Source organism: Streptomyces sp. AM25, from assembly GCF_058146165.1.
Map to the genome: position 1 here is coordinate 478104 of NZ_JBKIWN010000002.1, position 13790 is coordinate 491893.

At 74.9% G+C, this 13790-nt stretch carries 8 protein-coding genes; 1 reads left to right on the forward strand and 7 read right to left on the reverse strand.

What is annotated here, in order from left to right:
* Positions 1 to 356: 356 nt before the first annotated feature.
* The 7 genes from ACLHRZ_RS04115 to ACLHRZ_RS04145 form a co-directional block, all read right to left on the reverse strand.
* Entirely contained in the window at positions 357 to 518 is a 162-nt protein-coding gene (locus tag ACLHRZ_RS04115) for a hypothetical protein (protein WP_490416835.1), read from the reverse strand.
* Positions 518 to 3346: a condensation domain-containing protein gene (locus tag ACLHRZ_RS04120; protein WP_490416836.1), complete on the reverse strand. Its 2829-nt coding sequence runs from the start codon at positions 3344 to 3346 to the stop codon at positions 518 to 520. Before ACLHRZ_RS04120 ends, ACLHRZ_RS04115 begins: the two co-directional genes overlap by 1 nt.
* The gene (locus tag ACLHRZ_RS04125; RefSeq protein ID WP_490416837.1) at positions 3336 to 5111 is read right to left on the reverse strand and encodes an amino acid adenylation domain-containing protein; all 1776 of its coding nucleotides are present in this window, start codon (positions 5109 to 5111) and stop codon (positions 3336 to 3338) included. The genes ACLHRZ_RS04120 and ACLHRZ_RS04125 overlap by 11 nt, the downstream gene beginning before the upstream one ends.
* Before the next feature lie 47 nt (positions 5112 to 5158).
* The gene (locus ACLHRZ_RS04130; protein WP_490416838.1) at positions 5159 to 7030 is read right to left on the reverse strand and encodes a non-ribosomal peptide synthetase; all 1872 of its coding nucleotides are present in this window, start codon (positions 7028 to 7030) and stop codon (positions 5159 to 5161) included.
* Positions 7030 to 10143: a non-ribosomal peptide synthetase gene (locus ACLHRZ_RS04135; RefSeq protein ID WP_490416839.1), complete on the reverse strand. Its 3114-nt coding sequence runs from the start codon at positions 10141 to 10143 to the stop codon at positions 7030 to 7032. The genes ACLHRZ_RS04130 and ACLHRZ_RS04135 overlap by 1 nt, the downstream gene beginning before the upstream one ends.
* A gap of 106 nt (positions 10144 to 10249) precedes the next feature.
* Positions 10250 to 11545 (reverse strand): non-ribosomal peptide synthetase, encoded by a 1296-nt coding sequence (locus tag ACLHRZ_RS04140; RefSeq protein WP_490416840.1) that lies wholly within the window; start codon positions 11543 to 11545, stop codon positions 10250 to 10252.
* 56 nt (positions 11546 to 11601) lie between these two features.
* On the reverse strand, positions 11602 to 12882 hold the full coding sequence (locus tag ACLHRZ_RS04145) for an MFS transporter (protein WP_490416841.1): 1281 nt from the start codon (positions 12880 to 12882) through the stop codon (positions 11602 to 11604).
* Between the two features lie 377 nt (positions 12883 to 13259).
* Here ACLHRZ_RS04145 and ACLHRZ_RS04150 point away from each other — a divergent pair.
* A partial coding sequence (locus ACLHRZ_RS04150) for a GNAT family N-acetyltransferase (protein WP_490416842.1) occupies positions 13260 to 13790 on the forward strand: 531 nt, incomplete at its 3' end.

Below are 13790 nucleotides of genomic sequence, written 5' to 3' on the forward strand. Positions count from 1 at the left end.
GGGGCGTCGGCTGCGGTCCGGGTGTCGGCGAAGGCCGACTCTCCTCGATCAGGCAGCACAGCGCCTCGGCGACGGCGAGCAGACCGGGGGCAGGGGGCGCAGTTCGTGGGTGACATCGGCTGCGAAGCGCTGCTCGGCGCGGAGCCGATCCTGGAGGGCAGCGGCCATCCGGTCGTCGGAGGCGGCGAGTTCGGTGACCTTCGCGGAAGCCCGGATGGGGCCGCAGCCCGATGAGTGAGACGGTGGCTGCGCTGCCGGTGGCCGGCACGAGACCACGGCGAGCCACCGCTGAACGTGAAAGGGCCTGGACCGGCACCGCAGTGCCGTTCCAGGCCGTCAGGCCGGCATGAGTGGCTTCACAGGATGCCGTGAACGGCCTGCGGGTCGGTGGGCGGCAGGGCGGCCCCGGCCTTCAAGGAGGCGGGCGCCGGAGTCGCATAGACCGGTGCGGGGTCGGGCTCGGCGCGGAGTTGGCAGTGGGGCCGGTTCCCGGAACCGGCCCCACCACGTTGCCGCATCAGGCCCCCGCGACGCCCGTCATCGAGGCGAGCACCGTGTGCAGATCCTCGCCCGGCTGCGGGCGCAGGGCGTCCGCCAGCCGGTCCGCGCGGTAGTGCCAGTGGTGGTCGAGGTCCGGGTGGACCTCTTCCCCGTACAGGACCCGGCTGTTGCTGCCGAGCAGCCCCACCAGCTCGGCCGCCAGCTCCGGCCATGCGACGTGCCCGCTCACGGCGTTGGCCACGCCGTGCACCGGATCGTCGAGGCAGGCGGTCACGGCCCGGGCCAGCGCGGCGGCGTGCACCCAGGGCGCGCCGTACCAGGTGTGGCCGTGGGTGCCGGGCCCCGGCAGGACGATCGGCCGGCCGTTCACGGCGGCCTGGTACAGGATCCCCGTCGCCCCCCACTGCAACTGGTCGCGCAGCCGGGCGTGCGGTCCCCAGACGAGGGGCGACCGCACGGCGCTCGCACCGCCCCGGCCGCCGCTGCCGGCAGCCTCCAACAGGAGCCGCTCGCAGTCGAGTTTGGCCCGGCCGTACGGGCTCAGCGGCTCCCCGGACTCCGCCCCCTCGGCCACCTGCGCGTCCGCGGGGTGCCCGTAGGCGTCCACGCTGCTGACGAACACGAACGGCCCGCGGCACCACGCCCCGGTCATGGCCTCCATCGCCGCCACGTCCACCTCCGGGCGCGTGAAGGTGCAGGCCGCGTGGATCACCGCGTCCGCGCTCGCGACGGCGGCGCGCAGCCCGTCCAGGTCGCTCAGGTCGCCCTCGACGACGTCCACGCCGTCACCGGCCACCAGGTGCGCCGACTCCGGGCGGGCGAGCGCCAGGACCGGCCGACCGGCGGCCGCCAGTTCGCGCAGGACGAAGGAACCGACGCCCCCTGTGCCGCCGGTCACCAGGACGGTGCCGGTGCGGGCGCGGCGCGGGCGCGCCGACGGCCGGGCGGCCGCCTGCTCCGTCGCGCGGGTCTCCAGCAGGGCCGCGACGGCGCGCGGGGTGCGGGACTGCATGACGTCCAGGCCGTTGAGCGGCAGTCCGAGGGCGGTCCGCAGCTGCTCCGCCAGCTGAACAGCCGTCAGGGACTGGCCGCCCAGGGCGAAGAAGTCGTCGTCCGGACCCGGTACTCGGTCCAGGACGGCGGCGAACGCCTCCGTCACCGCGGCCGCGCGGGGCCCGTCCAGTGCCGGTGCCGCCGGGGCTCCCGGCAGCCGGGCCGCGTCCACCGCGCCCTGCGGCGTGCGCGGCATCGCGTCCAGCAGGACGACGGCCGCGGGGACCGACTCCGGCGCCAGCTGGGCACGCAGGACGGCGCGCAGCCGGGCGGGCGGCGGGCCGTCGGTCCGCCGCAGCACGGCGTAGGCCAGCAGCGGTTGCACGGCGGGATGCGGTACGACGGCCTCGGCGACCTCGGGGTGCGCGCGCAGCAGGGCCTCGGCCGGGTGCCCCCCGCCGTCCTGTTCCACGGCCCGGCCGGGCAGCCGGGACAGCCGGATCCCCGGGTCGGCTGCGACGGTGCTCAGCAACGCGGCGAAGGACCGCCCCAGTTCCGCACCGGTCGTCCCGTCCAGCGCGGACCGGCGATGGCGGACGAGCGCTTCCGGACGGCCGGTGTCCAGCAGCCCGAAGGACAGGTCGAACTTGGCGTCCGCCAGGCCGACTTCGACCGCCTCGGCCCGCAGGCCCGGCAGCCGCAGGGCCGTCGGCTCGCGCAGTACGTCCGACGTCACCCGGACCAGGGCCGTGCCCTCGGTGTCGCGGGCTCCTGCGCCGAGCCGCTCCAGGATCAGGTCGAACGGGACGTCACGGTGCTGCTGGGCGTCCAGCAATGCCTCCCGTACCCGCTCGACCAGCACCGTGAATGCGGGGTCGCCGGACAGGTCCACCCGCACCGGCAGGGTGTTGACGCACAGGCCCACCAGGCCGCGCATGGCCCGGCCTTCGCGGTGGGTGCCGGCACAGCCGATCACCAGGTCGGTCTCGCCGGTGAACCGGTGCAGGGCGGCGAAGGCGGCGGCGAGCGTGACGGTGAACAGCGTGGCACGGTGCTGTGTGCCGAGGTCGCGCAGGGCGGGCAGGACGGGTGCGTCCAGGGGTGCGGTGTGGGTGTCGGCGTGCTGCGGGTCCGTGCCGGCGGACCGGGGCAGCCGCAGCGGGGTGGCTCCGGCCAGCCGGCGGGCCCAGTGGTCGAGGCCCTCGCCGAGGGAGCCGGTCTGCGCGCACTCCCGGCGGGCGAAGTCCGCGTACTGCGGCGGCTGCGGCTCCCGGTAGGGGATGCCGTCCCTGGCGGCGGCGTAGAGACCGGCCAGTTCCTCGGCGACGGTGTCCAACGAGGGCCCGTCGATGGAGATGTGATGGAACGTCAGCAGTAGCGTGTGGTCCTGCGGGCCGTGCCGCAGCGCCAGGGCGCGCGGGACGGTGCCTGCGGCCAGGTCGAACGGGCGCCCGGCCTCCTGCGCCAGCAGCTCCAGCCCGTCGCCGTCCGCGTCGGCCAGCCGGACCGCGACCGGGGCCGGTGCGGGAAGCGGCTCCTGGTACGGCTCGCCGTCGCGTCGGCCGTAGCGGGTGCGCAGGATCTCGTGGCGGCGCACCAGGTCGGTCAGCGCCGTGCCCAGGGCGTCCACGTCGAGCGGCCCGTGCAGGCGGGTGGCGAACGGCACGTTGTACTGCGCGCCCCCTCCCGGCCCGAGCTGTTCGGTCAGCCACAGCCGGCGCTGGGCCCGGGACAGCGGGGCGGGTCCGTCGGCACGGGATGTCGACGGTCCCGGGCCGTTGTGCGTGCGGGCGGCCGCGCGGGCGCGGCGCAGCAGCTCTTCCTGGAGGGCCGCCGTGGTGTCAGTGTGCATCGGTGTCCTCCGGCGCAGGGCCCAGGTCGCTGTGGGCGGCCAGCAGTGCGCGTTCGACCAGCGCGGCGTGTGCGGCCACCGTGGGGGTGGTGAAGAAGTCGGCGAGGGACAGCTCCACGCCGAGGTCCTCGCGCAGGTCGTCCGTGACGGCGAGGGCGAGGAGGGAGTGGCCGCCGAGGGCCAGGAAGTCGGCGTCGGGTCCCGGTACGTCGCAGCCCAGCGAGCGGCCCCAGATGTCGGCGACGGCCTGCTGGAGCGGGGTCATCGACGCGCGTGCCGCGGGCGTGCTCGCCGTCGTGCGCTCGGCGAGCGCACGACGGTCCACCTTCCCCGACGTGGTGAGCGGCAGCCGCTCGACGACGGTCAGTTCGTCCGGCACGAGGTGCGCGGGCAGCAGCCCGGCGAGCCGCTCGCGCAGCACCTCGGCCCGGGGCACGGCGCCGGGCGCGGCGACCACGAAGGCGGCCAGGCGGGCGTCGTCGGGGGCCGGGCGGCGCACCGTCACGGCCGCCTCCTCCACCTCCGGCAGGTCGCGCAGCGCGTGTTCGACCTCGCCGGGCTCGATCCGGTGGCCGCGCACCTTGACCTGGTCGTCCGTGCGCCCGTGGAACTCCAGCACCCCGTCCGGGCGCGCGGAGACCACGTCGCCGGTGCGGTAGAGGCGCCCGAAGCGGGGGTGGTGGACGAACCGCTCGGCGGTCAGGGCCGGTTGTCCCGTGTAGCCGGCGGCCAGCCGGCTGCCGCCGATCCACAGCTCGCCGCGCTCACCATCTGCGACGGGCTGCCCGTCCGGGTCCAGGACGTGGGCCGTCGCACCGGCCACCGGCCGGCCGATCGGCACCGGACCGTCGCAGTCCGCGTCGGTGACCCGGTGGGCGGTGGCGAAGGTCGTCGCCTCCGTCGGACCGTAACCGTTGACCAGCTCCAGCCACGGGAACTCCCGCAGCACCGCCCGTGCATGATGGGCCGCCAGTGTTTCGCCGCCCACCACCACGGTGCGCAGGAGCGAGAAGACGCGGGAGCGGCGCGCGGCGAGCTGGTGGAAGAGGGCCGTGGTGAAGAAGCCGACGGTGATGCCGTGCTGCTCCACCTGGCGGGCCAGGTCCTCCAGCGAGGGCTGGGCGACGGTGCACACCATCACGGCCGCACCGTTGGCGAGCGCCGCCCACACCTCGAACGTGGAGGCGTCGAACGTGGCGGGGGAGTGCAGCAGCGTGCGGTCGCGCGGGGTGATCGTGACGTAGGCCGGGTCGGTGGCCATCTCCGCGACGGCGCCGTGCGTGAGGGCCACGCCCTTGGGGCGGCCGGTGGATCCGGAGGTGAACAGGACGAACGCCGTCGCATCCGGCCCCGGCCCGGCGGCGGACGCCTCGGGCCCGTCGGGCAGTGGCTCGTCGGGCAGTGCCAGGCACGGGCCGAGGCCGTCCGTGGCGTCGAGCAGCTTGCCGTCGCCCAGGGTCAGCGCGGCGCCCGAGCCGCGGAGCACGGCCTCGGTCCGGGCGCGCGGATGCGCCGGGTCGAGCGGTACGCACGCCGCACCCGCCCGCCACAGCGCGAGCTGCGCGACGAGGGTCCGGGCCGAGCGCGGCATCAGCAGCGCGACGCAGTCGCCGGACCGTACACCGCGGTCGGTCAGATAGGCGGCCAACGACCGTGCTGCGTGGTCGAGTTGTGCGTAGGTGAGCGCCTGGTCGCCGTCGGCCACGGCCAGGGCGTCCGGGGTCCGCGCGGCGTGGTGCGCCACGAGGGCGGGCAGATCGGTCACAGAGGGTTCCTTGGATTCGTCACGGGCGAACTGCGGGGAGAGGAGGGTCATTTCAAGCCTCCGCGGCGCTTGTCGAGCACCGCCGCCACCGCGCGAAGGTCCGGCTGGCGCAGCACTTCCGGTGCGCGCAGGCGCACGCCGGTCTCCTGCTCGACGGCCGCCAGCAGCCGGGCCACGACGAGGGACGTGCCCCCGGCGTCGGCGAGGTTGTCCCCGAGCGCGGTGTCGGAACGGCCCAGCAGATCGCGGACCGTGCGCAGGATCAGCCGCTCGCTCTCGGACGCGCCCTCCTCCGTGACCGCGACGGCTGCTTCGGCGGGAGCCTCCTCCCGCTTGAGCAGCACGGAACGGTCCACCTTGCCGTTGGCGTCCAGCGGGAAGGCGTCCACGATCCGCACGGCCGAGGGGACCGCCTGTTCGGGCAGCCAGGCCCGGACCGTGGCCAGCAGCCGGTCCGCGGCGGGCGCGGCGCCGGCGGCCGGGAGGACGTGGGCCACCAGCCGCGCACGCCCGTCCGCGGACCGGGGAGCGGTGACCACCGCGCTGCGCACGGCCGGGTCCTGCTCGAACGCGGCCTCCACCTCGGCCGGTTCGATGCGCAGGCCGCTGATCTTCACCTGGTCGTCGAGACGGCCGAGGAACTCCAGCCGCCCGTCGTCGAGCATCCGCACCCGGTCGCCGGTCCGGTACAGCCGGTCCGTGCCGGCCAGGGACGGCTCCGCGGGCGGGGCGGTGAACCGCCGTGCGGTCAGCTCCGGGTCCAGGTAGCCGAGGGCCAGGCCGGTGCCGCCGATGTGCAGTTCGCCCTGTTCGCCGCGGGGCAGGACGCGGCCGCTCTCGTCGAGGACGGCGACGGTGGCCCCCGCCACGGGCCGCCCGATCGAAGGGGCCGCCTCGCTGCTCACGTCGTCGTCGCAGGCCCGCATGGCGTGCGTCGTGCTGATGACGGTGGCCTCGGCCGGACCGTAGGCGTTGTGCACGGTCGCGGTGACGTCGAGGCCCGGACGGCGGCGCATCCGGTCGCCGCCGACGAACATGTGACGCAGCTTCAGGTCCGTCGGCCAGGGGCGGTCGAGGAGCGGTTCGACCATCGGCGTGGCCGTGACGGCCACCGTGACACCGGCCTCGCGCCACCACCCGGTGAGCAGGGCGGGGTCCCAGCGCACGGAGTCCGGGGCGGGTACCAGGGCCGCGCCGGAGGTCAGCCCGGCCCACAGCTCCAGCACGTGCGGGTCGAACGCGACACCGATCAGCAGGGACTGCCGGTCACCGGGGGCCAGCGCGGTCTCGTGACGGAACCAGTCCAGCAGGGCCGCCAGGGCGGACTCCGCGACGGCGACCGCCTTGGGCCTGCCGGTGGAGCCCGAAGTCAGCACCGCATACAGCGACTTGGGCGGTGCGGGGAGAGCCCCCGGCGCGGGCGGTGCGAAGGCCGCGACGGCGGTGGCGGGGGCGTTCACTCCCTTCAGCGGAAGCGGCAGGGCGAGCTGTTCGGCCGCGCGGTGACGGTCCGGCAGGACGTCCGGGTCGCCGATCAGGCAGACGACGCCGATGTCCTCGGTCACGGTCCCGATGCGGCGCTCTCCCGGGCGGGGGCCCAGCGGAAGGTAGACCGCGCCGATCCGGGCGAGGGCGACGGCGGTCACCACCAGCGCGGCCGACCGGTCCAGACACACGCCGACCAGGTCACCGGGCCGGACTCGCGTTTCCAGTACGCGCGCGGTCGCGTCGGCCGCCTCCGACAGCTGCCGGTAGCTCCAGCAGTGGGGCCCGTCGACGACCGCGGGGGCCTCGGGCGAGCGGCGCACCCACTCCTCGAAGCGGGACAGCACACCGGAGGTGACAGCGGCGGCGGGCAGAGGGGTGCCGTGGACCACGCTCGGGACGAGGCCCTGCTGATCGGTCATCAGGTCGGACATCAGGACTCCTTCGAGGCGGTCGTGGCGGCGAGGGCACGGGCCTGGTCGGCCAGCACGGGATGGCGGAAGAGGGTGCGCAGCGGCGGCCGGCCGCCCAGGCGCGGCTCCAGCCAGGCCGCCAGTTGCGCGGCGAGCAGCGAATGCCCGCCGATGTGGAAGAAGTGCGAGGCCTCGTCGAAGCGGCCGTGCCCCAGCACCTCGCGCCAGCCCTCGGCGAGCAGGGTCACCGCGGGGTCGTCCGACAGCGCGGCATCGGCCGTGGGGGCGTTCTCCTCGGCCGTCTGCGGCGTCCGTTCCAGGCCTGCGGCCAGGCGGCCCAGCGCCACCCGGTCGGGCTTGCCGCCGGCCAGGGTGGGCATCTGCTCCAGCTGCACCCAGCAGCTCGGCACCAGGGCGCCGGGCAGCCGGCTGCTCAGCTCGGCGTGCAACACCTGCTCGTCCCAGGCCTGTTCGCCGTCCGTGGCGCCGTCGAGGAAGCCGACCAGCCGGGGGTTGCCCGGGGTGTCCCGGTCGAGGGCGACGGCGCAGGACCGGCCGCCGAGCACCGCGGACGCCGCGGCCTCCACCTCCTCCAGCTCGATGCGGTGGCCGCGCAGCTTGACCTGGTTGTCGCGGCGGCCCAGGAAGCGCAGCAGTCCGTCCCGGCCGCGGAAGCCCAAGTCGCCGGTGAGGTAGACCCGTTCGCCTCCGAGCGCGTCGATGCGGACGAACCGGGCCGCGGTGACCTCGGGGTTGCCGGCGTAGCCCTCGGCCAACCCGGCTCCGGCGATGGCCAGTTCGCCGACGGCGCCGTCCGGCAACGGGCGCAGGTGCGCGTCCAGCACGTGGATGCGCTCGCCGGGCAGTTCGGTGCCCAGCGGGATCTCCGTGCCGTCCGCCAGGGCGTCCCGGGTGATCTCGTGCACCGTGGTGGTGACGGCCGCCTCCGTCACGCCGTAGGCGTTGAGCACCGTGGCATCGGTGTCGTCGAGGAAGCCGCGCAGGGCGTCCGCCGGGATGCGCTCGCCCCCGAGCACCAGCAGCCGTGGCGTCCAGCTGCGCTCGCGCAGCGGCGCCTGCAGCTCCTGCCGGGTGGCGAGGAAGTAGCTGGTGGGCAGGTTGGCCACCGAGACCTGCGCGGAGGCCAGCAGTCCGGCCAGCTCGGTACCGGTGGGCACCTCCCACTCCGGCACGACCAGACAGGCGCCCGCGTACAGCGACGGCAGCACCTCTTCGAGCGCCACGTCGAAGGACGGCTGGGCGAAGAGCAGCACCCGGTCGTCGGCCGTCAGGGCGAACCGTTCGGCGGTGCCGGTCAGATGGTTCTGCAGGGCGGCCCGGCCGACCACGACCGGCTTGGGTATGCCGGTCGACCCGGAGGTGTGGATGACGTACGCACCGGCGAGGGAAGCGCACGGCTGCGCGGGCGGCAACGAGGGGGCGCCGAGCGCGGCGGGGGTGAGCACCAGCGCCGGGGACAGCCGGTCGAGCAGCAGCTCCAGCCGTGCGGGCGGGTCGGACGGCGACAGCGGGCAGTACACCGCGCCGGTCCGCAGGCAGGCCAGCAGCGTCACCACGGAGTCCACGCCCCGGGGCAGCACCGCCGCGACCGGCTGACCGGCCTGCACCCCGGCCGCCCGCATCCGCTCGGCGAGGGAGGACGCTCGCTCGTTCAACTCGCCGTAGCTGATGCGGCGTTCGCCGACCAGCAGTGCGGGCCGGGCCGGGTCGTGGGCGGCGAGAGGGTCGAGCGGATCGCGGTCCGCTGCGACGGGCGGCGCGGGGGGTTCGGGTGCGGTGGGCGGGGCCAGGTCGGCGAGGGTGGTGGCGGGGGCGTCCAGGTAGGCCCGCAGCAGGTCCAGGAAGCGCGCGGCGAGCAGCTCGGCGACGTCCGCGCCGAACAGGTCGGCGTCGTAGTCCCAGACCAGCAGCATGCCCGGGACCCCGACCCGGGGGCCGACTCCGCGCCGGTCGTCCGGGATGAGCACCACGTCGAGGTCGAAGCGGGTGGTGCCGGTGTTGAACCCCTCGAACAGGGAGATCTCCAGGCCCGGTACGTCGATGTCGGGCAGCACGGCGTCGTGTGCGCTGAACATCACGCTGAACAGCGGGTTGTCCGCCCCCGACGTGTGCAGGCCCAGCGCGCGGGTCAGCTCCTGCACCGGTATCTCCTGGTGCGGCAGGGCGCGGATGAGGGTGTCGGTCACCTCGTCCATCGCGTCCTCGGCCGGGGCCTCGGGATCCAGCCGCAGCCGCAGCGGAACGGTGTTGACGAACATGCCGACGGCGTCCTCGAAGCCGCGCGGCCGGTTGCCGACCGCGGTGCCGACCACCAGCTCGGAGCGGCCGCCGTGGCGGCGCAGCAGCTCGGCGAAGAGCCCGAGCAGCGCACCGAACGGCGTCAGCCCGCGCTCGCGGGCGTGGGCCCGCAGCCGTTCGGCGAGGTCGGCGCCGATCGACTGGCGCAGCTGCGCACCCCGGTGCCGGCGCTGCGCGCCGGGCCGGGTCAGGCCGGGCAGCGGCATGTCGTAGGAGGCGTCGCGCAGTTCGTCGGCCCAGTACTGCAGGCTCGCCCGGCGCTCCTCGGCCCGTACGCCCTCGGTCTGGGCGTGCACGTGGTCGGCGTAGGAGGAGGCGGGTGCGGGGGTGAACGCTTCGCCGCGGACGTGGGCGCGGTAGGCGCCGAAGACGTCGCCCAGCAGGATCGCGAACGAGTGCCCGTCGTGGATCAGGTGGTGTTCCACGTGCACGAGCCGGTGCTGCTGCTCGGAGAGCCGGACCAGGGTCCAGCGCAGCAGCGGTGCCTGGAAGGTGTCGAGTGGTGCTTCGGCCTCGGCGCGCAGCAGTTCCTCGAACGCGGCCTCCGGGTCCGTTTCCCCGGACAGGTCCACGGTGTGCAGCCGCGGCGTGCAGCCGTCGGCGACCCGCTGGGCGGGTAACGCCCCCTCGGCGGAGACGAGTTCGAGCCGCAGGCCGGGGTGGCGGCCGAGCGCGGTACGGAGTCCGTGGTGCAGGGCCTCGGTGTCGAGGGTGCCCCACAGGTCGAGTGCGGCGGTGAAGTTGTAGGCACGGCTGCCCGGTTGCACCTGTTCGTGCAGCCAGACGATCTCCTGCGAGGAGGAGAGGGGGAACATGGGCGATCCCTGAGGTTGTCGGGTCATCAAAAGGTCCGGGCGGGGTGAGGCCCGGTGGTGGCCGGTGGGGCAGCGGGTCGCGCTGCCGGCCGGCGGGGTGGCCGGGTCAGGCCGGGACGGGGGAGCTCAGCGCTCCCCGGAAGGCGGTGAACGCCTCCTCGGCGGTGCGGTCGTCGAGGACCGCACGGTCCCACGCCATGCGGAGGCGGAGCTCGGGCCCCTGGGTGACGGCGAACGCGAAGGGAGCGGGTATCCGGCGCCCGTCGACGTGCACCTCGCGGCCCTCCACCCCGCCCAGGCGCAGCGGGGGACGGCGCCGGACGTCGTCCACGGTCAGCATCCCGTCGAGGCGGCCGGCCCACGGGGCCCCGGCGGACCGGGCGGCGTGCACCACTTCGTCGAACGGGGTGTCGGCGCGGTCCAGGTCGTCCCACCACGCCTCGGCCGTCGCGTCGGGCGTGGCCGGTCCGGTGCCGGTGGCGGCCGGGAAGACCACGGTGTTGAGGAAGCAGCCGAGCACGGGCGGCGCGCCCGCCGGGCGCCCGCCCCACGGGTAGCCGACGGGGGAGACGCGCCCGGTCCCGAACAGGGCCTCGGCCGTGGCCCGGCAGGCGTCGAGGAGGGCGGGGAACGGGGCCCCGTCGGCGGGGGAGGGCAGGAGCGACTCGGCCGCCCCGGTGGGCAGTGTGCCCGCGGGGAGGGTTCCGGGCCGGGGGAGCGGGGCCGATTCGCCCACGGTGCGCAGGCGTTCGCCCCAGTAGGCCAGGGCGTCGGGCGTCGCCGCCCGGTGTTCGGCGTCGAGTTGGAGCAGCACCGTCTCGCGGTAGGCGGTGAGTTCCGCGGCCGCGGCGGAGGGTGGCACGTCGGCGGGGCCGCGGCCGTCGCGGTAGGCGGCGCCCAGTTCTTCGACGATGCGGGCCAGCGACTGGCCGTCGCAGACGGCGTGGTCGAGCACCACCGCGAGGATCTCCTCCGCGGCGGACGGGCCTCCTTGGGCCAAGTACAGCCGCAGGGGCGGGCCTTCGGCGGCCCAGCCGGACAGGGCCCGGCGCAGTACCGCGTGCACGTCCTCGCCGGGGGCGCCGCAGAGGAGCTCCAGCGGCACGTCCGGCTCGGCCGGGCGGAGGACGGGGGTGCCGCGGACGACGCCGGGGCGGGCGCGCAGCGCGGGGTGGAGGGCGGCGAGGTGGCCTGCGGCCGCGCGCAGCCGTGCGGGGTCCACGGTGCCGCGCGGGAAGGCGAAGAACATCGGGACGACGTCCGGCCGGCCCGCGGTGTCGAGGGAGCGCACCAGGACGAAACGGCGCTGGGCACCGGTGAGCGGCAGCAGGTCCGTCGGCTGATCGGCTGTGCCGAGGCGTCGGTAACGGGCCAGGTACTGGCTCGTGATGCTGGGAGACACGGGGTCTTCTCTCGTGATCGGGTCTCGTGGTCGGGAAGGGTGGTCGGTCGGCTGCGTCAGCCGGCGGCGACGGTCTCGGCGCGGTCCTGGTGCTCCGGCGCGGGCAGGTCGCGCATCCGCCGCAGCGGCGAGAGCAGCAGGGGCAGGGGGACGAGGAGGAATCCCACCGCGCAGAGCCACAGGGCGGCGCGTGCTCCGTAGGCCTCCGCCAGGGCACCGCCGGCCAGGGCGCCGAGCGGCAGGGTGCCCCACATCAAGAAGCGCAGCGTGGCGTTCATGCGGCCGAGCAGCCGCGGCGGGCACAGCGCCTGACGGAAGCTCACCTGGGCGACGTTATAGACGACGGCGCCGAAGAAGACCACGCCCGAGGCGAGCGCGAACAGCGCGGCGGTCCCCTTCCCCGACAGCGGCCACAGCAGCGCGAACGGCCCGGTGACCAGGGCGGACAGCCAGATGATGCGGGCCTGCCCGAACCGGCCGGCCAGTCGGCCCGCGCACAGCGCGCCGGCGAGGCCGCCCACGGCGGAGACCGACAGCATCAGCCCGAGCGCGGCCGGTTCGAGGCCGGCGACCCGCACCAGGAAGACGGTCTGTGTGGCCATCAGCACCGCGGTGAAGAAGTTGCCCAGGGCGGTCGTGGCGGCGATGACGCGCAGCAGCGGATGGCCCAGGACGAAGCGCAGGCCTTCGGCGATGTCTGCGCGCAGGGAGGCACCGGGCGCCGGCTGCGGCGTGCTCTCGGGGCGGCGGATGCCCAGGAGGAACAGCGCGGAGAGGACGTAGCCGAGGGTGTTCGCCACGATCGCCAGGTGGGCCCCGACGAGTTGCACCAGCCCGCCGCCGATCCCGGGACCGGCCACCTGGGAGGTCGAACGCACCGCCTCCAGCGCCCCGTTGCCCGCGACCAGCCGGTCCCGGGACAGTAGCTGCGGCAGGTAGCTCTGGTGGGCCACGTCGAAGAAGACGGTCGCCACGCCGGTGACCAGTGCGACGGCGTACAGCTGGGCCATGGTCAGCACACCGGCGGCACCCGCCAGGGGAACACTGGCCATGGCCAGGGCGCGGACGACATCGGCACGGATCAGCAGCGGCAGCTTGCGCATGCGGTCGACCCATGCCCCCGCCGGCAGCCCGACGAGGAGGAACGCGGCGGTCTCGGCGGCGGTGAGCAGCCCGACCTGGAAGGCGGGCGCGTCGAGTTCGAGGACGGCCACGAGCGGCAGCGCGACCAGGGTGACCTGGGCACCGGCCTGGCCGGCCGCAGCACCCGCGAGCAGGAAGCGGAACTCGCGCATGCGGAACAGGCCGCCGGCGGCGACCCGGGGTAAGAGGGACATGGACGAGACCCTGATCGTGGCTCGATCAGGAGTCAAAACACAAAGAACACTTTGAGTCGTTTCTTCCTCCCATTTGCACCTTGAACGCTAAATCTTTCGCATGTGGTGGGTTGGGGGCGGATGAACGGAAGATGCTGCGCAGCATGACGGGAAGGCTTCCGTCCGGGGGTGGCGGGCTCCGTGGGGGGCGATGTTCCGGCACACCCCATGGGTGGGTGTTTGTCCGAAAACCGTCAGGTGGCACCCCCTGTGCCGGATCTGCCCGACCGGCACGTTGACGGGCCGTCCGGGGCGGGTCGCAATGTCACGTATCGCCCATATCCGAAATATTCGCGTAACAGTTCCCCGCTAGCGTGCGCGCCGAGGAGGGAGCACGCATGCACCACGCCACCGGCACCGGCCCCGCCACCGGCATACGCATCCGCCCGGCAGCACCCGCGGACCTGGACGGGCTCACCGACATCTACAACCACTACGTGACCCACACCCCGGTCACCTTCGACATCGAACCCGTCACCACCGAGCAGCGCCGCGCCTGGCTGGAGGCCCACCCCGGCACCGGCCGCCACCGGCTGCTCGTCGCCGACGAGGCGGGCCGCGTACTCGGATACGTCTCCAGCGGCCCCCTGCGCCCCAAACAGGCCTACGAAACATCGGTGGAGACCAGCATCTACCTGGCCCCCGGACACACCGGCCGCGGCCTCGGCGGCACGCTCTACCGCGCACTCTTCGAAGCCCTGGCCGGCGAGGACGTCCACCGCGCCTACGCCGGCATCACCCAGCCCAACGAAGCCTCCGTGAAGCTGCACGAACGCTTCGGGTTCCGCCCGGCCGGCGTCCACCACCAGGTCGGCCGCAAATTCGGCACATTCTGGGACGTCTCGACTTTCGGGGTTTTCGTGGGCCTC